Raw genomic sequence first — 26269 nt, forward strand, 5'->3', positions numbered from 1 at the left:
CCGCCGGCCGGGGCGCTCTCCTACAGCCAGCCGCGCCGCTTGAACATCCGGTACAGCCAGAACACCAGAGAGACCATCAGCACCAGGACCGCCGGGTAGCCCCATGGCTGCCGCAGTTCCCACATGTGGTCGAAGTTCATCCCGTACACCCCGGCGACCATCGTCGGCACGGCCGCCATCGCCGCCCAGGCGGAGATCTTGCGCATGTCGTCGTTCTGCTGGACGCCCATCTGCGCGAGGTGGGCCGAGAGGATGTCCGTCAGCAGCCGGTCCAGGCTCTCCACGGACTCGTTGGCCCGTGCCAGATGGTCGCTGACGTCGCGGAAGAAGGGCCGCGAGCGGTCGTCCACGAACGGCATCCCCGCCGACGCCAGCCGCGCCACCGGCTCGGTCAGCGGGATCGTGGCCCGCCGGAACTCCACGACCTGCCGCTTGAAGGAGTAGATCCGCGACGCGGTGTGCTTGGTGTCCCCGCCCAGCGGCGAGAACACCTCCGCCTCCAGCTCGTCCAGGTCCGCCTGCAGCAGCGCGGCCACCTCCGTGTACTGGTCCACGACCTCGTCGCTGACCGCGTACAGCACCGCCGTCGCCCCGTGGCACAGCAGCTCCGGGTCCTGCTCCAGTCGCTTGCGCACGCGCGCCAGTGGGCTGCCCTCGCCGTGTCGCACGGTGACCACGAAGGAGTCGCCGACGAACAGCATCAGCTCGCCGGTGCTGACGGTGTCCGCCTCGTCGTCGTAGACCACGGGCTTGAGCACCATGAACAGCGAGTCGTCATAGACCTCCAGCTTCGGGCGCTGATGGGCGTGCAGGGCGTCCTCCACGGCCAGCGGGTGCAGCCCGAACTCGCTGGTGACCAGCTCGAACTCCTTCTCCGTGGGCTCGTGCAGGCCGATCCACAGGAACGAGTTCCCGTCGGCGCGCGCCTGGTCCAGCGCGTCGGAGAAGTCGGCGGGCCCCTCGGTGCGGTGCCCGTCGCGGTAGATGGCGCAGTCCACGATCACGCGAGACAGCCTTTCCTGGAACGTTCCCGGAAAACTACCCCCCGCGCCTTCCCCCGCACGACGATTCCCACGACACTTCCGTCACACTCCGACGGCACCGGGCGGCGTCGTAGGCTGGCGGCCATGCCCACGCTGATCCTGGTCCGGCACGGCCGGTCCACCGCCAACACCCAGGGAGTGCTTGCCGGGTGGACCCCCGGCGTGGCACTGGACGAGCGCGGCGCCGCCCAGGCCGCCGCCCTGCCGGCCCGGCTGGCGGACGTCCCCCTCGCCGCCGCCGTCACCAGCCCCCTGCAGCGCTGCCTCGAGACCGTCCAGCCGCTGCTCGACGCCCGGCCCTCCCTGCCCCTGCACACCGACGAGCGCGTCGGCGAGTGCCACTACGGCGACTGGTCGGGCCGCAAGCTCACCGACCTCGCCGGCGAACCGCTGTGGGAGGTCGTCCAGCGCCACCCCGCCGCGGCCGCCTTCCCCGGCGGCGAGTCCGTCCGCGCCATGCAGGCGCGCGCGGTCGACGCCGTACGGGAGTGGAACGAGCGCATCGAGGGGGAGTACGGCCAGGACGCCGCCTACCTCGTGTGCACCCACGGCGACCTGATCAAGTCGCTCGTCGCCGACGCCCTGGGCCTGCACCTGGACCACTTCCAGCGGATCACCGCCGACCCCTGCTCGGTCACCGCCATCCGCTACACCCGGCTGCGCCCCTATCTGCTGCGCCTCGGCGACACCGGTGACCTCGCCGGCCTCGTCCCCGCCGAGCCCTCCCGCGAGGAGGCCGCCGCGGACGCGGCCGTGGGAGGCGGTGCGGGAGCACCGTGATCGTCGCGCGCAGTAGGGTGGTGACGCGGGAGCGCCCGGGCAGCGCCCGGGGGACGCGTACGTGATCCCGCACCCGGAACAGACACTCCGACCACCGAACCCAATGGAGCAGGACGTTGTCCCGTCAGGTGTTCCTCTTTGACCCACCGGACCGCTTCGTCGCCGGTACGGTCGGGCTGCCGGGCCGCCGCACTTTCTTCCTCCAGGCCACCGCGGCCGGCCGGACCACCAGCGTCGCCCTGGAGAAGGCGCAGGTCGAGGCGCTCGCCGAGCGCATCGACGAGCTCCTCGACGAGGTCGTGCGGCGCACCGGCGGCAGCGCTCCGGTGCCGGCCGTGGCACCCGTGGAGTTCACCGACTCCGAGCCCCTCGAATCCCCCGTCGAGGAGGAGTTCCGGGTCGGCACCATGGCCCTGGCCTGGGACGGCGAGGGCCAGCGCATGGTGGTCGAGGCACAGGCCCTGGTGGAGCTGGAGGCCGGTTCCGACGAGGACCTCGTCGAGGCCGAGGAGCGGCTGCTGCAGGACGAGCTGAACGGCCCGCCGATGCTGCGCGTGCGGCTCACCGGCACCATGGCCCGCGCCTTCGCCAAGCGCGCCCTGGAAGTCGTCAACGCCGGCCGGCCGCCGTGCCCGCTGTGCAGCCTGCCGCTCGACCCGGAGGGACACGTATGTCCGCGCCAGAACGGATACCGCCGCGGAGCGTGACCCCGCACGAGCTGCTGGCCGAGGGCGAGCTGACCGTCCGCGGGCGGGTCCGCGAGGCCTCCAACGCGGTCCTCTACTGCACGGTCGAGTACGAGGGCGTGAGCGCCGCCTGCGTCTACAAACCCGTCGCGGGGGAGCGGCCCCTGTGGGACTTCCCCGACGGCACCCTCGCCCAGCGCGAGGTCGCCGCCTACGAGCTCTCCGAGGCCATGGGCTGGGGGCTCGTCCCGCCGACCGTGCTGCGGGAGGGCCCGTACGGGCCGGGCATGTGCCAGCTGTGGATCGAGGCGTCCGCGGACGAGGAGACCGGCGAGGCGCTCCTGGCCCTGGTCGAGGGCGAGGAGCCGGGGCCCGGCTGGAAGGCCGTCGGCTTCGCGGAGGTGGGCGAGGACCGCACCGCGCTCCTTGTGCACGCCGACGACGAGCGGCTGCGCCGGCTGGCCGTCCTCGACGCGGTCATCAACAACGGCGACCGCAAGGGCGGCCACCTGCTGCCCGCCGCGGACGGCCGGCTCTACGCCATCGACCACGGGGTGACGTTCAACGCGGAGGACAAGCTGCGCACCCTGCTGTGGGGCTGGGCGGGGGAGCCGCTGCCCGAGGAGGCGCTGGCGGCCCTGCGGCGGCTCTCGGCCGATCTGGCCGAGGGGCGCCCCCTGGCCGAGCGGCTGGCGGAGCTGATCACCCCGGCGGAGATCGAGGCGCTGCGGGGACGGGTGGCCGAGCTGCTGCGCACCGGGCGGCACCGCGAGCCGAGCGGGCAGTGGCCGGCCATCCCCTGGCCGCCGGTGTGATCTTTCCGGGCCGGCATGCGGGAATACACATGTCGGAGGCCCTTCGCAAGAAGGGAAGTTCGGCCAACCCCCGCGCCCGGTTCGTATCCGGAACGTGCATCCGGTTACGCTCAGGTCATGCATGCCTGGCCCGCTTCAGAGGTACCCGCCCTGCCCGGCAGTGGCCGCGACCTCCGGATCCACGACACCGCGACCGGTGAACGGGTGACCCTCGTTCCCGGTCCCGTCGCCCGTATCTACGTCTGCGGCATCACGCCGTACGACGCCACCCACATGGGACACGCGGCGACCTACAACGCGTTCGACCTCGTGCAGCGCGTGTGGCTCGACACCAAGCGGCAGGTCCACTACGTCCAGAACGTCACCGACGTCGACGACCCGCTGCTGGAGCGGGCCATCGCCAACGGGGACGACTGGACCGCCCTCGCCGAGCGCGAGACGGCCCTCTTCCGCGAGGACATGACCGCGCTGCGCATGCTCCCGCCCCGCCATTACGTGGGCGCCGTGGAGTCGATACCGAAGATCGTTCCCCTGGTGGAGCGGCTGCGCGCCGCGGGCGCCGCCTACGAACTCGACGGCGACATCTACTTCTCCGTCGCCTCCGACCCCTCCTTCGGCAGCGTCTCCCGCCTCGACGCCGAGGCGATGCGCCTGCTGTCCGCCGAGCGCGGCGGCGACCCCGAGCGCCCCGGCAAGAAGAACCCCGTCGACCCCATGCTGTGGATGGCCGCCCGCCCGGGCGAGCCCAGCTGGGACGGCGCGTCCCTGGGCCCCGGCCGCCCCGGCTGGCACATCGAGTGCGTCGCCATCGCGCTGGAGCACCTCGGCATGGGCTTCGACGTCCAGGGCGGCGGCTCCGACCTGATCTTCCCGCACCACGAGATGGGCGCCTCGCACGCCCAGGCGCTCACCGGCGAGAACCCCTTCGCCAAGACGTACGTGCACGCCGGCATGGTCGCCCTGCACGGCGAGAAGATGTCCAAGTCCAAGGGCAACCTCGTCTTCGTCTCCGCGCTCCGCCGCGAGGGCGTCGACCCGGCCGCCATCCGGCTCGCGCTCCTGAGCCACCACTACCGCGCCGACTGGGAGTGGACGGACGCCGTCCTGGACGAGGCCGTCGAGCGCCTGGCCCGCTGGCGCGCCGCCGTCTCCCGGCCCGACGGCCCCGGCGCCGACGCGCTCGTCGAGGAGATCCGCGAGGCCCTCGCCGACGACCTCGACGCCCCCGCCGCGCTCGCCGCGGTCGACCGCTGGGCCGCCGCCCAGAGCGCTGCCGGCGGCACGGACGAGGGTGCGCCCGGCCTGGTCTCCCGCGCGGTCGACGCGCTGCTCGGCGTGGCGCTGTGACGCGCTGACCCCACCATCCGTCAGGGGGCGCCCGCCCGCAGGAACGCCTGCGGGGGAGCGCCCCCCTTCGTTTGTGGAGATCGCGGCGTGGGGGGCGCGCGGCGGCTGGGCGCTGTGCTGGGGTGTGCCACGTCGGCTGACCGTCCGTCGGAAGGACGCACACCATGGCACGCTCCCTGGCCCGGCGAAGACTCCTCCTGACCGGCGCCGCGCTCGGCGCCGGCACGGCCGTGGGGCCGCTCGGCCCCGCCGCCCGGGCCGCCGCGGCCGCCTCCGGACGCTGGCCGGACCGCTTCCCGCTCCCCGCCGGCTTCCGGCCCGAGGGCATCGCCGTCGGCCCCGGCCCGTACGCCTGGTTCGGCTCGCTGGGCGGGGGCTCCCTGTACCGCGTGAGCCTGGCCACCGGGCGCGGCACGATCGTGCCCACGGGCACCGACGCCATGTCCGTGGGCCTGAAGACCGACCGGCACGGCCGGGCCTTCATCGCCGGCGGCACCTCCCGCCAGCTGCGCGTCGTCGACACCCGCAGCGGCCGGATCCTCGCCACGTACGAGGTCGGCGCGGCCTCGACCATGGTCAACGACGTGGTGCTCACGCCCGGCGCGGCGTGGTTCACCGACTCCACCCACGCCCAGGTCTACGGACTCCCGCTCGGCCCGCGCGGCGAGCTGCCGCCGGCCCGTGACGTGGTGACGCTGCGGCTGACGGGCGAGTGGGCCGAGGCCCCGGACGACGGCTTCACCTCCAACGGCATCGCCCCCACGCCCGACGGCAGGGCGCTGCTGGTCGTCAACGTCTTCCAGGACGGCGGCAGCCTGCTGCGGGTGGATCCGCGCACCGGGGACGCGCGCCGCGTCGACCTGGGCACCACCCGGCTCCCCGACGGGGACGGGGTCCTGCTGCTGGGCCGCACCCTCTACGTCGTCCAGCAGAAGCAGAACGCCGTCGACGTGCTGCACCTGGACGCCGGCGGCCGCCGCGGCGGCGCGGTCCGCCGCATCACCGACCCCCGCTTCCGCATCCCCACGACGGTGGCCGCCTACGGCGACCGCCTCTACCTGCCCAACGCCCGCTTCGACGTCGACCCCACGCCGTCGACGGAATACGACGCGGTGGCGGTACCCCGCTGACGCCCCCGCTCCACAAGTCCACGCACCCGGCACGGGAGTCCATGGTCGTGTACGCGCCAAGCGCGCTAGGCACGCCACCATGAGAACACCACGACGACTCAGAGCGATGGCCGCCACCGCCCTCCTCGGGCTCATGGCGGCCATGGCGGCCCCGGCCGGCGCCGCTCGCGCCGAGCCGGCCGGCCCCGCCGCCCCGGCCGAACGGACCGTCGGAGACCTCACCGGCTTCTCGACCGCGGGCGCCGTCTTCCACCTCCGCGCCGGCGAGGCCCGCGTGCGCGTCACCTTCGTGGCGGCCGACACCTTCCGCGTCGAGCTGGCGCCCGACGGCACCTTCACCGACCCGGTCGGCAAGGACATCGTCCAGCCGCAGGGCCCGCCCCCGGCCACCCGCTGGCGGGAGCGGGCCGACCGCTACGAGATGAGCACCCCGGCCGTCACCCTGCGCGCGTACAAGAGCCCGCTGCGCTTCGCCCTGCACCGCGCCGACGGCTCGCGGCTGTGGGCCGAGACCAAGGGCCTGACCTGGACGAAGGACCGCACCACCCAGACCCTGGCGCGCGGCGCCGACGAGCAGTTCTACGGCGCCGGGATGCAGAACGGGCGCGGCAACACCTCGCACCGGGGCAGGACGGTCGAGGTCGGGGTCGACTACAACTGGAACGACGGCGGCCACCCCAACTCCGTCCCGTTCTACCTCTCCTCGGCGGGCTACGGCGTCTACCGCAACACCTACGCGCCCGGCACGTACGCCTTCACCGACCCGGTGACGACGAGCGAGCAGGAACGGCGCTTCGACGCCTACTACTTCGCCGGGCGCTCGGCGAAGGAGGTCATCGGGCGGTACACCAAGCTGACCGGCAGGCCCTTCCTGCCGCCGCTGTACGGGCTGGAGATCGGCGACTCCGACTGCTACCTGCACAACAAGAACCGCGGCGAGCGCCGCACGCTCGACGCCCTGAAGGTCGCCGACGGCTACACCGCCAACGACCTGCCGCTGGGCTGGATGCTCGTCAACGACGGCTACGGCTGCGGCTACGAGAACCTCTCCGAGGTGAACAAGGGGCTCGGCGACCGGAAGATGAAGATGGGCCTGTGGACCGAGGACGGCCTCGCCAAGCTCGGCGAGCAGGTGAAGGCCGGTCAGCGGGTCGCCAAGCTGGACGTCGCCTGGGTCGGCGACGGCTACAAGTTCGCGCTCGACGGCTGCAAGGACGCCTACAAGGGCATCGAGGACAACAGCGACGCCCGCGGCTTCACCTGGGCCCCCGAGAGCTGGTCCGGCGCCCAGCGCTGCGGAGTGCAGTGGTCCGGCGACCAGAAGGGCTCGTGGGAGTACATCCGCTGGCAGATCCCGACGTACGCGGGCGCGACGATGTCGGGCCTGGCCTACACCACGGGCGACGTGGACGGCATCTTCGGCGGCAGCCCGAAGACGTACGTGCGCGACCTGCAGTGGAAGGCCTTCCTGCCGGCCGTGATGACCATGGACGGCTGGGCCCCGAGCGACAAGCAGCCCTGGCGGTACGGCGATCCGTACACCTCCATCAACCGCAAGTACCTGAAGCTGAAGGAGTCGCTGCTGCCGTACATGTACTCCTACGCGGCCCAGGCGAGCAGGACCGGCGTCGGGCCGGTGCGCCCGCTGGCGCTGGAGTACCCCGGCGATCCCAAGGCGGCCTCCGACGCGGCGAAGTACGAGTTCCTGACGGGCGAGTACTTCCTGGTGGCCCCGGTGTACGAGGACAAGGAGGTCCGCGACGGCATCTACCTGCCCGAGGGGAAGTGGACCGACTACTGGACGGGCCGTACGTACCAGGGCCCGACGACCGTGAACGGCTACCGCGCCCCGCTGGACACGCTCCCGCTGTTCGTGAAGGCCGGCGCGAACATCCCCATGTGGCCCGGCATCCGCTCCTACGAGGACCGCACGGCCGACTCCCCGGTGGCGTGGGACGTCTACCCGCACGGCACCTCGTCGTTCACCCTGTACGAGGACGACGGCGTCACCCGCGCCCACCGCACGGGCGCCTATGCCGAGCAGAAGCTCACGGTCCGCGCGCCGGAGTCGGGGCCCGGTGATGTGACGCTGTCGCTGGACGCGCTGAACGGCGACTTCCGCGGCAAGCAGACGGCCCGTCCGTACCGCTTCACCGTGCACACGGGCGCGGCGCCCGCGGCCGCCGTGCTGGACGGGCGGGAACTGCCGGGGCTGGACTCGAAGGAGGCCTTCGAGAAGGCGGACCAGGGCTGGTGGTACGACCCGGCCGACCGGGGCGGCGTCGTCCAGGTCAAGACCGGGACCCGGGCGACGGACCGCGCCTTCACGCTGACCCTCCGGGCGGGGTGAGCGGAGCGCTCCGCACGGGGGGCCGGGCCGGGCGGCGCAGGAATGCCGCCCGGCCCGGCCCCCGAGGGGGCGGTCAGGCGCCGGCGGGCAGGGCCGGGTAGTCGGTGTAGCCGCGCTCGTCGCCGCCGTAGAACGTGGCGGGGTCGGGGGAGTTGAAGGGACCGTCGGTGGCCAGCCGGGCCGGCAGGTCGGGGTTGGCCAGGAACAGCGCACCGAAGGAGACCATGTCGGCCGTGCCGTCCGCGATCAGGCCCAGGGCGTCCGGCCCGGTCGGCCGCGGGTGGGTGAGCGGGTTGAGGACGAAGGCGGCCGGCCACTGCTTGCGCAGCCGGTGGGTGAGCTCGCGGTCCGGGCCCTCGATCATGTGCAGGTACGCCAGGCCCAGCGGCGCCAGCCGCGCCAGCAGGGCCTCGTAGACCTCGGCGACGTCGTCCTCGGCGATGTCGTTGTACGGGTTGCCGGGGGAGATGCGGAAGCCGACGCGCTCGCCGCCGATCGCCTCGGCCACCGCGGCGGCGACCTCGGCGGCGAAGCGGACGCGGTGCTGGGCGGAGCCGCCCCAGGCGTCGGTGCGGCGGTTGGCGTTGGGGGCGAGGAACTGGTGGATCAGGTAGCCGTTCGCGCCGTGGATCTCCACCCCGTCGAAGCCGGCGGCGATCGCGTTGCGTGCCGCGGCGGCGAAGTCGGCGATCGTTTGCCGGATCTCCTCCTCGCCCAGCTCCCGGGGCACCACGAAGTCCTTCGGCCCCTCCTTGGTGAACACCTGCCCCTGGGCGGCGACCGGCGAGGGGCCGACGGGCACCAGGCCGTCGGGCAGCAGGCTGGGGTGGCCGATGCGCCCGGTGTGCATCAGCTGCGCGAAGATCACTCCGCCCTCGCGGTGCACGGCGTCGGTCACCTTCCGCCAGGCCGCCACCTGCTCCTGGGAGTGCAGCCCCGGGGTGTCGGGGTAGCCCTGGCCGACCACCGACGGCTGGACGCCCTCGGTGACGATCAGCCCGGCGCTCGCGCGCTGTGCGTAGTAGGTCTCCATCGCCGGGGTCGGGGAGGTGCCCGGACCGTAGGCGCGGCTGCGGGTCATCGGGGCCATGGCGATGCGGTTCGCCAGACGCGTGCCGCCCAGGTCGATCGGGTCAAAAGCGTTCGTCATGTCCGTTTCCTCCAACGAGAGGGGAGCGAGTGAGGCGCAATTACCTGTCCGAACAAGTAAAGCTGCCGGAGGCATTCCCGCGCGGAAAAGTGTCCTGCGTCACGCTGCTTGAGGGCTTGCGTTAGCCTGATCTCTGTTCGAGCAGCTATCAGAGGGGAGCGTGGGTCATGACGGGGCCGACGCCCGAAGGCGGGAACCCTTCCGGTCAGGCGACGGTGCCGGTGCCGGCGTCCGCCCGTACGGGGCCGGTCAGCCATGCGATCTTCCGCGTGGCCCGGCTGCACCGCATGATCGCCGGACAGCTCCTGCGTCGCGTGGGACTGCACCGCGGCCAGGAGCTGGTGATGATGCAGCTGTGGGACCTCGGCCCCCAGCGCCAGACGGACCTCGTCCGCCTGCTCGACTCCGACGCCGCCACCATGACCCGCACCGTCCAGCGGCTGGAGGCGGCCGGCTTCGTCCGCCGCCGCCCCTGCCCCGGCGACAAGCGCGCGGTGATCGTCGAACCCACCGCCGCCAGCCACGCCCTGCGCCGCGAGGTCGAACAGATCTGGTCCGAGCTGGAGGACGGCGTCACCGGCGGCCTCACCGCCGACGAGCGGGCCACGGCCCTGCGCGTCCTCGAACGCCTCGAGGCCAACCTCGCCCGCGCCACGGCCGCGGCCCCCTAGCGGCCGCCGCTCACCCGGCCAGGACGGGCGGCTGCCCCTGCGTCCAGACGATGCGCAGGGCCAGCCGCCGGAAGCGCCAGCCCTCGGGGGTGCGGACGGCCTCGGCCTCGCTGCGGCCGCCCGAGACGAACAGCCGCTCGGGAGTGCCGAGCACATGGGTGCTGAGCTGGTTCCACCGCACGGTCGCGCGGTCGCCGCCCTCGTCGAATGCGACCGAGCGGTCGGATCCGAAGTGAACCGTCCGCGCGAACAGCGCCATGGCGTCCCGCGTCGACGACAACTGCGCCCCGATGCCCTCGTGCACGCCCACCGGCGTCTGGCTCGACGCGTCCCGGGTGAAGAAGGAACGCGCCCACGCCTCGTCGAACGTTCCCTCGTCGAGGGAGCGCAGGTAGCCGGTGACGAGGCGGTCGACGTCGGCGCGGTCGGTGAGCGTGCGGAGCTGCTCGGTCATCCGGGTGAGATCCATGTGTGGATCATGGAGCCTCAACCATGCTTGAGGTCAAGCGCCGTCAGCGGGCGTTGAAGTACTTCGCCTCCGGGTGGTGGATCACCATCGCGTCCGTCGACTGCTCCGGGTGCAGCTGGAACTCCTCCGACAGCTGGACGCCGATGCGCTCCGGCCGCAGCAGGTCCGCGATCTTGGCGCGGTCCTCCAGGTTCGGGCAGGCGCCGTAGCCCAGGGAGAAGCGCGCGCCCCGGTACTTCAGGGCGAACATGTCCTCCACGTCGTCCGGGTCCTCGTCGCCGAAGCCCAGTTCGGAGCGGACGCGCGCGTGCCAGTACTCGGCCAGCGCCTCCGCCAGCTGCACGGACAGGCCGTGCAGCTCGAGGTAGTCGCGGTAGGCGTCCTCGGCGAAGAGCTTCGCCGTCGCCTCGCCGATGCGGGAGCCGACCGTGACGACCTGAAGGCCGATCACGTCCCGCTCGCCGGAGTCCTCCGGGCGGAAGTAGTCCGCCAGGCACAGCCGGCGGCCGCGCCGCTGGCGCGGGAAGGTGAAGCGGGTGCGCTCGGTGCCGTCCTCATGCAGCAGGATCAGGTCGTCGCCCTTGCTCACGCACGGGAAGTAGCCGTAGACGACGGCCGCCTCCAGCAGGTTCTCCGTGTGGAGCTTGTCCAGCCAGCCGCGCAGCCGCGGCCGGCCCTCCGTCTCCACCAGCTCCTCGTACGTCGGGCCGGTCGTACGGGCCTGCTTCAGGCCCCACTGCCCCTTGAAGAGGGCGCCCTCGTCCAGCCAGGACGCGTAGTCCTTCAGCGGAATGCCCTTGACGACCCGCGTGCCCCAGAAGGGCGGCTCCGGGACGCGGTTGTCCACCGCGACGTCCGAGCGCACCGAACCCTCCGGCTCCTCGACCTCCAGGACGGCGGCCACGTCCCGCTTGGGCACCCGGCGCTGCTTGAGCTCCGGCAGCACCGCGCCCGGCACGCCCCGCTTGACCGCGATCAGCGCGTCCATCAGACGCAGGCCCTCGAACGCGTCACGCGCGTAGCGGACCTCGCCCTCGTAGATCTCGTGCAGGTCCTGCTCGACGTACGCACGGGTCAGCGCCGCACCGCCCAGGATCACCGGATAGGTCGCCGCCAGCTTGCGCTGGTTGAGCTCCTCCAGGTTCTCCTTCATGATCACGGTCGACTTCACCAGGAGCCCGGACATCCCGATGACGTCCGCCCTGTGCTCCTCGGCGGCCTCCAGGATCGCCGAGACCGGCTGCTTGATGCCGAGGTTGACGACGTTGTAGCCGTTGTTGGACAGGATGATGTCCACGAGGTTCTTGCCGATGTCGTGGACGTCCCCGCGCACCGTGGCCAGGACGATGGTGCCCTTGCCCTCCGCGTCCGACTTCTCCATGTGCGGCTCGAGGTAGGCGACCGCGTTCTTCATCACCTCCGCCGACTGCAGCACGAACGGCAGCTGCATCTGGCCCGAGCCGAAGAGCTCGCCGACGACCTTCATGCCCTCCAGCAGCGTGTCGTTGACGATCTCCAGCGCCGGACGGGTCAGCAGCGCCTCGTCCAGGTCGGCCTCCAGGCCGTTCTTCTCGCCGTCGATGATGCGCCGCCGCAGCCGCTCCTCCAGCGGCAGCGCGGCCAGCTCCTCCGCCTTGCCCGCCTTCATGGACTTGGTGTCCACGCCCTCGAACAGCTCCAGGAACCGCTGCAGCGGGTCGTAGCCCTCGCGCCGCCGGTCGTAGATCAGGTCGAGCGCGACCTCGCGCTGCTCCTCCTCCAGCCGGGCGATGGGCAGGATCTTGCTCGCGTGCACGATGGCCGAGTCCAGGCCCGCCTCGACGCACTCGTTGAGGAAGACGGAGTTCAGCACCATGCGGGCGGCCGGGTTGAGGCCGAAGGAGATGTTGGACAGGCCCAGCGTGGTCTGGACGTCCGGGTGCCGGCGCTTGAGCTCCCTGATCGCCTCGATCGTGGCGATGCCGTCCTTGCGGGACTCCTCCTGGCCGGTGGCGATGGTGAAGGTGAGGCAGTCGACGATGATGTCCGACTCCAGCACCCCCCAGTTCCCGGTGAGGTCGGCGATCAGCCGCTCGGCGACGGCGACCTTGTGCTCGGGCGTACGGGCCTGCCCCTCCTCGTCGATGGTCAGCGCGATCAGCGCGGCACCGTGCTCGACGGCCAGCCGGGTGATCCTCGCGAAGCGGGAGTCGGGCCCGTCGCCGTCCTCGTAGTTGACGGAGTTGATCACGGCCCGGCCGCCCAGCTTCTCCAGGCCCGCCTGGATGACCGCCGGCTCGGTGGAGTCCAGCACCAGCGGCAGCGTGGAGGCCGTCGCGAAGCGGCCGGCGATCTCGGCCATGTCGGCGACGCCGTCGCGGCCGACGTAGTCGACGCACACGTCGAGCAGGTGCGCGCCCTCGCGGATCTGGTCGCGGGCCATCTCCACGCAGTCGTCCCAGCGGCCGGCCAGCATGGCCTCGCGGAACTTCTTCGAGCCGTTGGCGTTCGTCCGCTCGCCGATGGCCAGGTAGGAGGTGTCCTGGCGGAAGGGGACGGTCTGGTAGAGCGAGGAGGCACCCGGCTCGGGGCGCGGGCTGCGCCCGGTGGGCGTGAGGTCCTTCACCCGCTCGACGACCTGGCGCAGGTGCTCGGGCGTGGTGCCGCAGCAGCCGCCGACCAGGGAGAGCCCGTACTCCCGCACGAACGTCTCGTGCGCGTCCGCCAGCTCCCGCGGTGTCAGCGGGTAGTGGGCGCCGTTCTTGCCCAGGACCGGCAGGCCGGCGTTCGGCATGGCGGAGACGCGGGTGCGGGCGTGCCGGGAGAGGTAGCGCAGGTGCTCGCTCATCTCGGCGGGGCCCGTCGCGCAGTTCAGGCCGATCATGTCGATGCCGAGCGGCTCCAGCGCGGTGAGCGCCGCGCCGATCTCGGAGCCGAGCAGCATGGTGCCCGTCGTCTCGACCGTCACCTGGACCAGCAGCGGCAGGTCCACGCCCGCCGCCTGAAGGGCGCGCCGGGCGCCGATGACGGAGGCCTTGGTCTGCAGCAGGTCCTGGGTGGTCTCCACCAGGATCGCGTCGGCGCCGCCCGCGACCAGGCCCTCGACGTTCTGCTGGTAGGCGTCGCGCAGCTTGACGTACGGGGCGTGGCCCAGGGTCGGCAGCTTGGTGCCCGGTCCCACGGAACCCAGGACCCAGCGCGTGCGGCCGTCGCCGGCGGTGTACTCGTCCGCGACCTCGCGGGCGATGCGGGCGCCCGCCTCGGAGAGCTCGACGATGCGCTCGGGGATGTCGTACTCACCCAGGGCGGCGAAGTTGGCGCCGAAGGTATTGGTCTCCACACAGTCCACGCCGACCGCGAAGTAGGCCTCGTGCACCGAGCGCACGATGTCGGGCCGGGTGACGTTCAGGATCTCGTTGCAGCCCTCGAGCTGCTGGAAGTCCTCGAGGCTGGGGTCCTGCGCCTGGAGCATCGTGCCCATCGCTCCGTCGGCCACCACCACTCGGGTGGCCAGTGCTTCGCGCAGTTGCGCGGCTCGGGCGGAAAGGGTCGATGGCGTATGCGAGGCCATGGAAGTGCTCCCGGGTGTGCGACGGCTGTCGGCTTTACGCCCTCCCTGCAGAGGGCGCACGCGGCAAGCGTAGCTGGCGGCATCGTGGAGAGCAGGGGGTGTCCCACCCTGCGGACCGGTCCGGGGCCGCCTCGGTCACCATGGTTTCGGCCACCCGGTTTCGCCGGGAGCCGCCTTCTGGATGATCATGGTCATGGCGGCTGCCGTACCCCATGGTCGGCATCGGCCGATAGTGTTCAGCATTGCCGAACGGAGACAGCCGGGCGGCGTGTGAGGAGGTTGCTCGATGGCACGGACCATCCAGTCGCTCGAACGGGCGGCGGCGATGCTGCGGCTGCTCGCGGGTGGCGAGCGGCGGCTCGGCCTGTCCGACGTGGCCTCCGCGCTGGGGCTGGCGAAGGGGACCGCGCACGGCATTCTGCGCACCCTGCAGCAGGAGGGGTTCGTCGAGCAGGACCCCGCCTCCGGGCGCTATCAGCTCGGGGCCGAGCTGCTGCGGCTGGGCAACAGCTACCTGGACGTGCACGAACTGCGGGCCCGCGCCCTGGTCTGGGCGGACGACCTGGCCCGTTCCAGCGGCGAGAGCGTCTACCTCGGCGTGCTCCACCAGCAGGGCGTCCTGATCATCCACCACGTCTTCCGCCCCGACGACAGCCGCCAGGTGCTGGAGGTCGGCGCGATGCAGCCGCTGCACAGCACCGCGCTGGGCAAGGTGCTGTGCGCCTACGACCCGGTGGCCCACGCCGAGATGACCGAGGGCGACCGCGAGGCCTTCACCCCGCGGACCGTGACGGCCCTGCCCGACCTCGAGGGCGTGCTGGACCTGACCCGCGCCCGGGGCTGGGCGTCGGACGTCGAGGAGACCTGGGCGGGCGTCGCGTCCCTTGCGGCCCCCATCCACGACCGGCGGCGGATGCCCGTGGGCGCCGTGGGCATCACGGGCGCCGTGGAGCGCGTCTGCGAGGACGGCGAGCTGCGGGCGCACCTGGTGGCGGCCGTCCGGGACTGCGCCCGGGCGGTTTCCCGCGATCTCGGTGCCGGACGCTTCTGAAACCGGTGGTCCGGTCGGATAATGCGGGTGCGTAAAGGCGCCCGAGACCGGGTCGTTACCGGTCGGTATCCGAACGTAAATTTACGGCCAGTTGGCCGAGAGTTTCCCGTCACACAGGCCTTGACGCGCCCTTGACCGTGCTGGAAGCTGCCGTTCATCGGTCGGCATTGTCGAACACCTAACGACAATATTCGCTATGGTGTGCATTGCCACGGGACCGATCAACGCCCTCTCGGAGGGCGCGGACCACCGGAGGGACCCGGGGTTCGCCTTCCCCTGGACGAAGGACAAAGGAGTCGCGGGTGTCCAGCTCCGACATCTTCACCGGTGAGCTCATCGGTACCGCAGTATTGATCCTGCTCGGCGGCGGCGTGTGCGCCGCCGTCACCCTGAAGCGCTCCAAGGCGCTCAACGCGGGATGGCTCGCCATCACGTTCGGCTGGGGCTTCGCCGTGCTGGCAGGTGCCTACATCGGCACCAAGTCCGGCGCGCACCTCAACCCCGCCGTCACCCTCGGGCTCGCCATAGACGGCGCGGTCGAGTGGAGCGACGTGCCGCTCTACATGGGCTCCCAGCTGCTCGGCGCGATGATCGGCGCGACGCTGGTCTGGCTCGCCTACTACGGCCAGTTCCAGGCGCATCTGACCGACCCCGAGCTGGTCGCGACGCTGAACCCCAAGGAGGGCATGGTCGACCAGACCGCGACCCCCCAGGCGGGCCCGGTGCTGGGCGTCTTCTCCACCGGCCCCGAGATCCGCAACGCGGTGCAGAACCTCGTCACCGAGATCATCGGCACCGCCGCCCTGGTGCTCTTCATCCTCACCCTGGGTCTCACCAAGGGCCTGGCCGTCAGCGGCACCGGCACCCTGATGGTCGCCCTCGTCGTCGTCGGCATCGGCCTCTCGCTCGGTGGCCCGACCGGTTACGCCATCAACCCGGCCCGTGACCTCGGCCCGCGCATCGTGCACGCGCTGCTGCCGCTGCCCAACAAGGGCGGTTCGGACTGGGGCTACGCCTGGGTTCCGGTGGTCGGCCCGCTCGTCGGTGCCGCGCTCGCCGCAGGCATCCACAAGATCGCGTTCTGACCCGCACCCGCCGAGACCCTTCAGATTTCAGGAGCACACTCCACATGACCGACACCCACGGCCACGGCCCGTTCATCGCGGCGATCGACCAGGGCACCACCTCCTCCCGCTGCATCGTCTTCGACCGCGACGGGCGCATCGTCTCCGTCGACCAGAAGGAGCACGAGCAGATCTTCCCGAAGCCGGGCTGGGTCGAGCACGACGCCGTCGAGATCTGGACCAACGTCCAGGAGGTCGTCGCCGGCGCCGTCGAGAAGGCGGGCATCACCGCCGCCGACGTCAAGGCCATCGGCATCACCAACCAGCGTGAGACCACGCTGATGTGGGACAAGAACACCGGCGAGCCGGTCTACAACGCCATCGTCTGGCAGGACACCCGCACCGACGCCCTGTGCAAGGAGCTCGGCCGCAACGTCGGCCAGGACCGCTTCCGCCGTGAGACGGGCCTCCCGCTGGCCTCGTACTTCTCCGGCCCGAAGGTCCGCTGGCTGCTGGACAACGTCGAGGGCCTGCGCGAGCGCGCCGAGCGCGGCGACATCCTCTTCGGCACCATGGACTCCTGGGTCATCTGGAACCTCACCGGTGGTGTCGAGGGCGGCGTGCACGTCACCGACGTCACCAACGCCTCGCGCACCATGCTGATGAACCTGCGCTCCCTGGAGTGGGACGAGCGCATCCTGGCCTCCATGGAGATCCCGGCCGCCGTGCTGCCGGAGATCCGCTCCTCCGCCGAGGTCTACGGCAGCGCCAAGGACGGCGCCCTGGCCGGCGTGCCCGTCGCCTCCGCGCTCGGCGACCAGCAGGCGGCCCTCTTCGGCCAGACCTGCTACGACAAGGGCGAGGCCAAGTCCACCTACGGCACCGGCACCTTCATGCTGATGAACACCGGTGACGAGCCCGTCCAGTCCTACAACGGCCTGCTGACGACCGTCGGTTACCGCATCGGCGACGAGAAGCCGGTCTACGCCCTCGAGGGCTCCATCGCCGTCACCGGCTCCCTCGTGCAGTGGATGCGCGACCAGATGGGCCTCATCAAGAGCGCGGCCGAGATCGAGACGCTCGCCAGCTCCGTCGAGGACAACGGCGGCGCCTACTTCGTGCCGGCCTTCTCCGGCCTGTTCGCCCCCTACTGGCGCTCCGACGCGCGCGGCGTGATCGCGGGTCTGACCCGCTACGTCACCAAGGCGCACATCGCCCGCGCCGTGCTCGAGGCCACCGCCTGGCAGACCCGCGAGATCACCGACGCCATGACGAAGGACTCCGGCGTCGAGCTGACCGCGCTCAAGGTCGACGGCGGCATGACCTCCAACAACTTGCTGATGCAGACGCTCTCGGACTTCCTGGACGCCCCCGTGGTGCGCCCGATGGTCGCGGAGACCACCTGCCTCGGCGCTGCCTACGCCGCCGGCCTGGCCGTCGGCTTCTGGCCGGACACCGACGCGCTGCGCGCCAACTGGCGCCGGGCCGCCGAGTGGACCCCCCGCATGGATGCGGACACGCGTGACCGCGAGTACAAGAGCTGGCTCAAGGCCGTCGAGCGGACCATGGGCTGGATCGAGGACGAGGAGTAATCATGACCACCCCGCAGAGCGTTCCGACCCTGGGAACGCACCCGGCTGCCGGTACCAACCCGGGCCGCGCCGAGACCCGGGACCGACTGTCCAACGCGACGTACGACCTCCTGGTGATCGGCGGCGGCATCCTGGGCACCTCGGTCGCCTGGCACGCCGCGCAGTCCGGACTGCGGGTCGCGATGGTGGACGCCGGTGACTTCGCCGGCGCCACCTCCTCCGCGTCCTCCAAGCTCGTCCACGGCGGTCTGCGCTACCTGCAGACCGGTGCGGTCAAGCTGGTCGCGGAGAACCACCACGAGCGCCGGGTGCTGGCCAAGGACGTGGCCCCGCACCTGGTCAACCCGCTCACCTTCTACCTGCCCGTCTACAAGGGCGGGCCGGTGGGCGCGGCCAAGCTCGGCGCCGGTGTGTTCGCCTACTCGGCGCTGTCCGCCTTCGGCGACGGCGTCGGCAAGGTGATCTCCCCGGCCAAGGCCCAGGCCGACAACCCGGGTCTGCGCACGGACAACCTCAAGGCCGTCGCGGTCTACTACGACCACCAGATGAACGACTCCCGCGTGGCCGTCATGACGGTCCGCGCGGCCGTCGAGTCCGGCGCGGTCGTCCTCAACCACGCCGAGGTGACCGGCCTGCGCTTCACGCACGGCAAGGTCACCGGCGCGGAGCTCAAGGACCGCACGGACGGTACCGAGTTCGGCATCGACGCGCGCGTCGTCCTCAACGCCACCGGCCCGTGGGTGGACCACCTGCGCAAGCTGGAAGACAAGGGCGCCGCGCCGTCGATCCGCCTCTCCAAGGGCGCGCACATCGTGATGAAGCGCAAGTCGCCGTGGAGGGCCGCCATGGCCACCCCGATCGACAAGTACCGCATCACCTTCGCCCTCCCCTGGGAGGACCAGCTGCTGCTCGGCACCACCGACACGGCCTACGAGGGCGACCCGGCGGACGTGCACGCCACCGAGGCCGACATCCAGCAGATCCTGGACGAGGCGGCCTTCTCCATCCAGGACGCGGACCTCGACCGCTCCCTGATGACGTACGCCTTCGCCGGTCTGCGCGTGCTGCCCGGCGGCCCGGGCGACGTGGCCCAGGCCAAGCGCGAGACCGTCGTCTCCGAGGGCAAAGGCGGCATGCTCTCGGTCGCCGGCGGCAAGTGGACGACCTACCGCCACATCGGCCGTACGGTCATGAAGAAGCTGGCCCAGGTGCCCGGCAGCCCGCTGACCGAGGACATGGAGCCCATCTCCTCGCTGGTCCGCCGCACCCCGCTGCCCGGCGTCGCCAACCCCAACGCGGTCGCCCACCGCCTGCTCGTGGACCGCGAGCCCGGCAGCCGCATGGACCCGCTGACCGCCCGCCACCTGGCGACGCACTACGGCTCGCTGTCCTTCGACATCGCGCGCCTGGTCAACGAGAACCCCGAGCTCGGCGAGCGGATCCACGAGGACGGCCCGGAGATCTGGGCCCAGGTCGTCTACGCCCGCGACCACGAGTGGGCCGAGACGGTGGACGACGTGCTGCGCCGCCGCACCACCCTGACCATCCGCGGCCTGGACACCGAGGACGTCCGCGCCCGGGTCAAGGACGTGCTGAGCGAAAAGCGCTGACGCTCCCGCACTGGCGGACGCGTGAACGGAAGGGGAGGGGCGCCCGGGCACCCCTCCCCTTCCGCATGCGACCGGAACGCAACCGGCACCCGCTCGAACACGTCCCTCACTCGGAAGAGAGGGACGACATGAACCGGCCAAAAACCCAGCGCAGGGCGCTGCTCAAGCGCGTCGCGGTGCGCTTCGCACTCGGCCTCGCGCTGCTGGTGCTCATACCCGTCGTGACGGCGGGCAGCGCGCTGCGGGCCTCGTACGCCGGGTCGCCCGCCAAGGACGCGGTCACCCGCGGCCGGGACGCGATCTGGCTGGGGCACGCCTGGGTCGACGGCCGCCGCGGCGACGCCGACCTCGCCCGGCTGAAGCGGCGGATCGGGGACACCGGCATCCGCGACCTCTATGTGCACGCCGGGCCGCTGGAGCACGACGGCACGCTGCCCGCCTCGGCCTACAAGAACGTGAACTGGCTGATCGGGGCGGTGCACCGCGAGCTGCCGGGCGTCCGGGTGCAGGCGTGGCTGGGGAACAAGCTGGTGGAAGGGCCGGGCGGGGCCGGCCTGTGGCTGGCCTCACCGGCCGCCCGCGCCGCCGTCGTGGCCAGTGCCCGGCAGGTGATGCGGGCCGGCTTCGAGGGGGTGCACGTGGACGTCGAGCCCGTACCCAGCGACGACGGCGACTTCCTCGCCCTGCTCGACGCCCTCCGCCCGGCCGTGCGGTCCGCCGGCGGAGTGCTCTCGATCGCCGCCCAGCAGATCGACCCGCTGCCCTCGATGCACAGCGCGGCCCGCCTGATGGGCAGCAAGAAGTGGTGGACCCAGAGCTACTTCGGCAAGGTCGCCCGCCGGGTGGACCAGATCGCGGTCATGTCCTACGACACCGCGCTGCCCTGGGAGAACCTCTACGGCGGCTACGTGGCGCGGCAGACGGCGCTCGCCCTGCAGGTGACCCCGGCATCGACGGACCTGATGATGGGCCTGCCCTTCTACCACACCGACAACTGGGGCCACCAGAGCCGGGCCGAGACGGCCGCGGCCGCCGTGCGCGGCGCCCGGCTGGGCCTGGGCCGCGAGGACCGCGGCAGGCAGCGGTTCGGCATGGCCCTCTACGTGGACTTCGCGGCCACCGAGGCGGACTGGCGTGCCTACCGCGCAGGATGGGGCGTGCGTGGCTGAAAGTCCCTCCCCCTCAGGGGCTGCGAAGGGGGGTCTTCGAAGTCGTAGGCTTGGGGCACACGCAAGACAACCGCAACTGCACGGAACGGCAACCGCGGCGCCACGGAACCACCCCGTGCGCCCCGGTCGGAAGGAGGCGCTGGGTGATCGAGCTTGAGGGGGTTCCCGAGCTGATCGACCCGGTCATGATCTGTGCCTTCGAGGGCTGGAACGACGCCGGTGACGCCGCGTCCAGTGCGGTCGCGCACCTGGACCGGGAGTGGAAGGGCGAGGTCTTCGCGGCGCTCGACGCGGAGGACTACTACGACTTCCAGGTCAACCGGCCCACGGTCTGGCTCGACGGCGGCGTCCGCAAGATCACCTGGCCGACCACCCGGCTGTCCGTGGTGCGCACGGGCGGGACCGAGGGCAAGGGGACGTCCCGCGACCTGGTCCTCGTGCGCGGCATCGAGCCGAGCATGCGCTGGCGCTCCTTCTGCAACGAGATCCTGGGCTTCGCCCACGAGCTGGGCGTGGAGATGGTCGTGATCCTGGGGTCGCTGCTCGGCGACACCCCGCACACCCGGCCCGTGCCGGTCAGCGGGGTCACCTCCGACCCGGACCTGGCCCGCACCCTGGACCTGGAGGAGTCGCGCTACGAGGGCCCGACGGGCATCGTCGGCATCCTCCAGGAGGCGTGCACCCATGCCGGCGTCCCGGCGGTGAGCCTGTGGGCCGCCGTGCCGCACTACGTCTCCCAGCCGCCGAACCCGAAGGCCACCCTGGCCCTGCTCAACCGCCTGGAGGACCTGATCGACCTGCGCATCCCGCAGGGCGAGCTCCCGGAGGACGCCCGGGCCTGGCAGCTGGGCGTGGACCAGCTGGCGGCCGAGGACAGCGAGGTCGCGGAGTACGTGCAGTCGCTGGAGGAGGCGCGGGACACCGCCGACCTCCCCGAGGCGTCCGGCGAGGCCATCGCCCGCGAGTTCGAGCGCTATCTGCGCCGCCGGGACGGACAGCCCGGCCCCGCGCAGCCGGGGCAGCCCGGCGGCCTCGCGGCCGAGCCCGGTCTGACCGAGGGCGGCCGGGACGGCTCGTACCTGCGCGACACCGCCAGCGGCCGGACGCGTCCGCCGCGCCGGCAGGCCAGGGACGACGAGGCGGGCGGCGACGGCGCCGAGGGCGCCGGCCCGGTCCCCGAGGACGAGGCGGACGGCCCCGAGGGCGAGGGCTGAGCCCCGCCCCTCGCGGCGCCGTCGAAGGACGGCGTAGTCCGAGGTACGCGAAATATCGACGCGACGCACCGTAACGGTCGGTCGTACACTTGTCGGTCCGGTGAAGGCCGGTCCGTACCCCCTGTCACAGGAGGTGCGGGCCGGCCTTCTCGCCCCCTCAGGAGGAGTGCGGATGACCAGCACCATCCCCGTCGTCGACACCCGTTCGGCGGCACCGGCCCTGCAGGCCGTCCTGCTCGACATGGACGGCACCCTGGTCGACACCGAGGGCTTCTGGTGGGAAGTGGAAGTCGCCGTCTTCGCCGAGCTGGGGCACCAGCTGCTGGAGGAGTGGCGCGAGGTCGTGGTCGGCGGCCCGATGACGCGCAGCGCCTCCTTCCTGATCAAGGCCACCGGCGCGAAGATCGCCCTCGCCGAGCTGAGCGCCCTGCTGAACACCCGCTTCTCGGAGATGATCGTCCGGGGCGTGCCGCTGATGCCGGGCGCCCGGCGGCTGCTGGCGGAGCTGGCGGCCCACTCGGTGCCCACGGCGCTGGTCTCGGCCTCGCACCGGGAGATCATCGACCGGGTGCTGCACACGCTGGGCCCGCAGCACTTCACCCTGACCGTCGCGGGCGACGAGCTGGCCCGCACCAAGCCGCACCCGGACCCGTATCTGCTGGCCGCGGCCCGGCTGGGGGTGGATCCGGCCCGGTGCGCGGTCGTGGAGGACACCATGACGGGCGTCACCGCCGCGGAGGCCGCGGGGTGCCGGGTGGTGGCGGTTCCGTCGGTCGCGCCGATCCCGCCGGCCCTGGGCCGTACGGTCGTCGGCTCGCTCGAGGAAGTCGATCTCTCTTTTCTCCGCGGTCTCATCACCGTCTGATCAGCGGGGGTGCACCGAGCGTACGGCAGACAATGACCAAGAACTCTGGGCGTTTGGTCGATTGTTTTCCGTGACGAATACGGCGGCTGAATTCCCATGGGTGACGACGGCCCGGAAGAAGTGACGTTCGTCACCGATTCCGACGCCCGCGCGTCGGCTTGCGCACCCGCCGAAGTGCTCTCACGAGGGCTGAAGCGCACCCTTGTGTCCCGATTGATCATCCGGTGCCGGAATCGTTCCGGCGTCCGGATATCGGACATTGGCCCGCCGTTATCACCACGTGATATCGCATCAACTTCATCGTGTCCCGGTGCCGGTGGCCACGCGCACTAATCTTTTCGCGAGAACTTCACGGCTGCCCGTATGACCAGCACATCAGGTATCGGTAGGGTCCGGGCACCGAACGCACCACAGGGAGAACCCCAGACAATGAACCGCAAGACGATGGTCCTGCCCGTCGTGGCAGGCCTGCTGGCCCCCGTACTCGTCGCCTGCGGCGGGGGCGAGGGTTCCGGCGGGGGCGCCATCGTCGTCGGGACCACCGACCGGTTCGAGGAGACCACCGACGCGCCCGCGCCCTTCGACCCGGCCGCCGCGTACGACATCGGTGCCTGGAACGTTCTCCACAGCACCTTCCAGACCCTGCTGCGGCTGCCCCGCTCCGGCACGGCGCCGGTCGCCGACGCGGCCGAGAAGTGCTCCTTCGGCGACCGCAACAGCGAGCAGTTCCGCTGCACCCTGCGCAGCGGCCTGAAGTTCTCCAACGGCAACGCGCTGACCGCCGAGGACGTCAAGTTCTCCATCGACCGCGCCCGGGCCATCAACTTCGAGAACGGCCCGGTCTCGCTGCTCAACAACATCGACACCGTGGAGACCCCCAGCGAGCGCGAGGTCGTCTTCCACCTGAAGTCGCCCGACGCGACCTTCCCGCAGAAGATCGCCACCCCGGCCGCGGCCATCGTCGACAGCGAGTCCTACGAGAAGAACAAGCTCGGCAACGGCTTCAAGACCGTCGGCTCCGGGCCGTACACCCTGAAGACCGAGCAGAAGGACGGCCGCGTCGTCAAGGCCACCTTCACCAAGAACCCCGACTACAAGGGTTCGGTGAAGCTGCAGAACGACAAGGTCGAGATGCGCTTCTACGACGACTCCAAGGCGATGGAGAAGGCGCTCTCCGACGGCGACATCGACATCATGAACCGCGCCATCCTGCCCGAGCAGATCGACCGGCTGCGCTCCTCCGCGGACCAGGGCGTCCGCCTGATCGAGTCGCCCGGCCAGGAGATCAGCTACCTCGCCTTCAACACCGAGGACTCCTCGGTGAAGAACAAGGCGGTGCGACAGGCCATGGCGCAGCTGATCGACCGGCAGGCCCTGACGCGCGACAACTACAACCGTACGAGCGAGCCGCTGTACTCGCTGGTGCCCAAGGGCATCACCGGCCACCAGAACGCGTTCGCCAACAAGTACGGCGAGCCCAGCGTCGACAAGGCCCGCGCCATCCTGCGCGGCGCCAACATCACCTCGGCGCTGCCGCTCACCCTCACCTACACCACGGACCACTACGGTCAGGGCACCGAGAAGGCGTTCAAGACGCTGCAGAAGCAGCTGAACTCCAGCGGCCTGTTCAACGTCAAGATCCAGGGTGTGAAGTGGGCGGAGTTCCGCCCCGAGGCCGCCAAGGGCAAGTACGCCGTCTACGGCATGGGCTGGTTCCCGGACTTCCCGGACCCCGACAACTACGTCGCCCCGTTCATCGGCCCGGACAACTTCCTCGGTTCCGCCTACCGGAACTCCAAGATCGAGGACCTGATTCCCCAGTCGCGCCAGACGTCGCAGCGCGACGGGGCCGCCAAGTACTTCCAGCAGGTCCAGGAGATCGTCGCCGACGAGGTGCCGGTGCTCCCGCTGTGGCAGGGCAAGCAGTACGTGGCGGTCCGCAACAAGATCACGGGTGCGGAGTGGGCCCTCAACGCCTCCTCCGAGCTGCAGCCGTGGGAGCTCGGCCGCGGCGCGTGACACCCCGCTCCACCTGATTCACCCCAGCTCCACAGAACGAGTTCAACAGCAACAAACGGTCTCTTCAGCGACACAAGAACTGTGAGGAACGTGCACGTGAGGAAACGTGACCAGTGGCTCGCCGCCCCGCTTGGCGCGGGGCTTGCCGCCGCCCTGCTCAGCGGGTGCGGATCGGAAGACGGCAACGCGGCCGGCACCGGGGAGTCGGTGGTCATGGGAATGTCGGAAGAGGTGCTCGCCACCGACCCGGCATCCGGTTACGACCCGGGTTCCTGGCTGCTCTTCAACAACGTCTTCCAGTCGCTGATGGCCTTCCCCAAGGGCAGCACCACGCCCGTCCCGGAAGCCGCCAAGAACTGCAAGTTCAAGAACGAGACCAGCACGGTCTACCAGTGCGAGCTGCGCGACGGGCTGAAGTTCAGCAACGGCAACGACCTCACCTCCGAGGACGTCGCCTACTCCTTCCGCCGCACGCTGAAGATCAACGACAAGAACGGTCCGGCCGCGACGATGCTCTCGTCGATCAAGGACATCTCGACGCCGGACAAGGCGACCGTCGTCTTCCAGCTCAAGCGCTCCGACGCCACGTTCCCGCAGAAGATAGCCTCCGGCGCGGGTTCGATCGTCGACCACACCGAGTACCCGGCGGACAAGCTCCGCACCGACGGCAAGGCCGTGGGCTCCGGTGTCTACAAGCTGTCGTCCTTCGACAAGTCCAAGGCCGTCTTCAAGGTCAACAGCTCCTACCACGGCGCCGCGACCGTGCAGAACAGCGGCATGACCATCAAGTTCTTCCACGGCCAGCAGGACGAGCTGAAGTCCGCCGTCCAGAAGGGCGACGTCGACCTCGCCTACCGTGGTCTGGCCATGAAGGACATCGCCGACCTCGAGGTCGCCAGCCTGGGCGACAAGAACAGCCTCAAGGTCGTCGAGGGCACCAGCGCCGAGGTCCAGCACCTGGTCTTCAACACCAAGGACTCGGTGGTCGGCAAGGCCGGCGTGCGCAAGGCCATCGCCTACCTCGTCGACCGCAGCACCCTCGTGCGCGAGGTCTACAAGCGCACCGCCGAGCCGCTGTACTCGGTCGTCCCCTCCGGGATCACCGGCCACAAGACGCCGTTCTTCGACGTCTACGGCGACCGGCCGCGGCCGGACAAAGCCGCCGACGCCCTGAAGTCCGCCGGCATCTCGGGCAAGGTCAAGCTCACCCTGTGGGCCACCCCGGTCCGTTACGGCCCGGCCACGGTCGCCGAGTTCCAGGAGATCGCCAAGCAGCTCAACGCCAGCGGCCTCTTCGACGTGGACGTCCAGAGCGTCCCGTTCGAGGAGTACGAGAAGGGCATCGAGGCCGGCAAGTACGGCGTCTACGTCAAGGGCTGGGTCCCCGACTACCCGGACCCCGACAACTTCACCGCGCCGTTCTTCGGTGAGGACAACGTCCTCGCCAACGGCTACCAGTCCAAGGAGATCGCCGGCATCCTCCCGGCCACGGCCGCCCAGGGCAGCCGCCCGGCGACCGTCAGCGACTTCATCAGGCTGCAGAAGACCGTCGCCGACGACGTACCGCTGCTCCCGCTGTGGCAGGGCAAGCAGTACGCCGTCGCCAACAACCGCATCTCCGGTCTGCAGTGGACGCTCGACGCCTCGACCGTCTTCCGATTCTGGGAGATCAGCAAGGCCGCCAAGGAATGACG

At 71.1% G+C, this 26269-nt stretch carries 20 protein-coding genes; 16 read left to right on the forward strand and 4 right to left on the reverse strand.

What is annotated here, in order from left to right; genetic code table 11:
• Positions 1-20 precede the first annotated feature (20 nt).
• The gene (gene corA, locus AB0G59_RS15010) at positions 21-1013 is read right to left on the reverse strand and encodes a magnesium/cobalt transporter CorA (protein WP_360911878.1); all 993 of its coding nucleotides are present in this window, start codon (positions 1011-1013) and stop codon (positions 21-23) included.
• A gap of 114 nt (positions 1014-1127) precedes the next feature.
• Here corA and AB0G59_RS15015 point away from each other — a divergent pair, with 114 nt between their 5' ends.
• From AB0G59_RS15015 to AB0G59_RS15040, 6 genes are all read left to right on the forward strand, one after another.
• On the forward strand, positions 1128-1823 hold the full coding sequence (locus tag AB0G59_RS15015; protein WP_071961921.1) for a histidine phosphatase family protein: 696 nt from the start codon (positions 1128-1130) through the stop codon (positions 1821-1823).
• A gap of 116 nt (positions 1824-1939) precedes the next feature.
• Positions 1940-2530, forward strand: a complete 591-nt coding sequence (locus AB0G59_RS15020; protein WP_360911605.1) for a DUF3090 domain-containing protein — start codon at positions 1940-1942, stop codon at positions 2528-2530.
• Positions 2494-3324 (forward strand): SCO1664 family protein, encoded by an 831-nt coding sequence (locus AB0G59_RS15025; protein ID WP_360911607.1) that lies wholly within the window; start codon positions 2494-2496, stop codon positions 3322-3324. Before AB0G59_RS15020 ends, AB0G59_RS15025 begins: the two co-directional genes overlap by 37 nt.
• A 117-nt stretch (positions 3325-3441) precedes the next feature.
• A complete protein-coding gene (gene mshC, locus AB0G59_RS15030; RefSeq protein WP_360911609.1) occupies positions 3442-4671 on the forward strand; it encodes a cysteine--1-D-myo-inosityl 2-amino-2-deoxy-alpha-D-glucopyranoside ligase in 1230 nt (409 codons plus the stop codon).
• Between the two features lie 164 nt (positions 4672-4835).
• A complete protein-coding gene (locus tag AB0G59_RS15035; protein WP_071961917.1) occupies positions 4836-5801 on the forward strand; it encodes an SMP-30/gluconolactonase/LRE family protein in 966 nt (321 codons plus the stop codon).
• Positions 5802-5880: 79 nt separating this feature from the next.
• Positions 5881-8151 (forward strand): TIM-barrel domain-containing protein, encoded by a 2271-nt coding sequence (locus AB0G59_RS15040; protein ID WP_360911611.1) that lies wholly within the window; start codon positions 5881-5883, stop codon positions 8149-8151.
• A 73-nt stretch (positions 8152-8224) separates the two neighbouring features.
• Here the strand turns inward: AB0G59_RS15040 and AB0G59_RS15045 are convergent, their stop codons facing one another.
• Entirely contained in the window at positions 8225-9301 is a 1077-nt protein-coding gene (locus tag AB0G59_RS15045) for an alkene reductase (RefSeq protein ID WP_360911613.1), read from the reverse strand.
• A 167-nt stretch (positions 9302-9468) separates the two neighbouring features.
• Here AB0G59_RS15045 and AB0G59_RS15050 point away from each other — a divergent pair, with 167 nt between their 5' ends.
• A complete protein-coding gene (locus AB0G59_RS15050) occupies positions 9469-9972 on the forward strand; it encodes a MarR family winged helix-turn-helix transcriptional regulator (RefSeq protein ID WP_360911615.1) in 504 nt (167 codons plus the stop codon).
• Between the two features lie 10 nt (positions 9973-9982).
• On the opposite strand, the gene AB0G59_RS15055 is transcribed toward AB0G59_RS15050, so the two are convergent.
• Both AB0G59_RS15055 and metH read right to left on the reverse strand, forming a co-directional pair.
• Entirely contained in the window at positions 9983-10441 is a 459-nt protein-coding gene (locus AB0G59_RS15055; protein WP_360911617.1) for a nuclear transport factor 2 family protein, read from the reverse strand.
• A 43-nt stretch (positions 10442-10484) separates the two neighbouring features.
• Complete coding sequence (gene metH / locus AB0G59_RS15060) at positions 10485-13991, reverse strand: methionine synthase (RefSeq protein WP_360911619.1); 3507 nt, start codon at positions 13989-13991, stop codon at positions 10485-10487.
• 286 nt (positions 13992-14277) lie between these two features.
• Between metH and AB0G59_RS15065 the strand changes: the two genes are divergently transcribed.
• From AB0G59_RS15065 to AB0G59_RS15105, 9 genes are all read left to right on the forward strand, one after another.
• Positions 14278-15042: an IclR family transcriptional regulator gene (locus tag AB0G59_RS15065; RefSeq protein WP_360911621.1), complete on the forward strand. Its 765-nt coding sequence runs from the start codon at positions 14278-14280 to the stop codon at positions 15040-15042.
• Between the two features lie 302 nt (positions 15043-15344).
• Complete coding sequence (locus AB0G59_RS15070; RefSeq protein WP_071961910.1) at positions 15345-16127, forward strand: MIP/aquaporin family protein; 783 nt, start codon at positions 15345-15347, stop codon at positions 16125-16127.
• A 44-nt stretch (positions 16128-16171) separates the two neighbouring features.
• A complete protein-coding gene (gene glpK, locus AB0G59_RS15075) occupies positions 16172-17698 on the forward strand; it encodes a glycerol kinase GlpK (RefSeq protein ID WP_360911623.1) in 1527 nt (508 codons plus the stop codon).
• Positions 17699-17700: 2 nt separating this feature from the next.
• On the forward strand, positions 17701-19308 hold the full coding sequence (locus tag AB0G59_RS15080) for a glycerol-3-phosphate dehydrogenase/oxidase (protein WP_360911625.1): 1608 nt from the start codon (positions 17701-17703) through the stop codon (positions 19306-19308).
• 128 nt (positions 19309-19436) lie between these two features.
• Positions 19437-20477, forward strand: a complete 1041-nt coding sequence (locus AB0G59_RS15085; RefSeq protein WP_360911627.1) for a glycoside hydrolase family 18 protein — start codon at positions 19437-19439, stop codon at positions 20475-20477.
• A gap of 143 nt (positions 20478-20620) precedes the next feature.
• The gene (locus AB0G59_RS15090; RefSeq protein WP_360911629.1) at positions 20621-21691 is read left to right on the forward strand and encodes a PAC2 family protein; all 1071 of its coding nucleotides are present in this window, start codon (positions 20621-20623) and stop codon (positions 21689-21691) included.
• 172 nt (positions 21692-21863) lie between these two features.
• Positions 21864-22556: an HAD family phosphatase gene (locus tag AB0G59_RS15095; protein WP_360911630.1), complete on the forward strand. Its 693-nt coding sequence runs from the start codon at positions 21864-21866 to the stop codon at positions 22554-22556.
• A 429-nt stretch (positions 22557-22985) separates the two neighbouring features.
• Entirely contained in the window at positions 22986-24575 is a 1590-nt protein-coding gene (locus tag AB0G59_RS15100) for an ABC transporter substrate-binding protein (protein WP_360911632.1), read from the forward strand.
• A 96-nt stretch (positions 24576-24671) separates the two neighbouring features.
• A complete protein-coding gene (locus AB0G59_RS15105; protein WP_360911633.1) occupies positions 24672-26267 on the forward strand; it encodes an ABC transporter substrate-binding protein in 1596 nt (531 codons plus the stop codon).
• The last annotated feature ends 2 nt before the right edge of the window (positions 26268-26269 follow it).

The sequence above is a fragment of the Streptomyces sp. NPDC021096 genome (genome assembly GCF_040641275.1).
Taxonomy (GTDB): domain Bacteria; phylum Actinomycetota; class Actinomycetes; order Streptomycetales; family Streptomycetaceae; genus Streptomyces.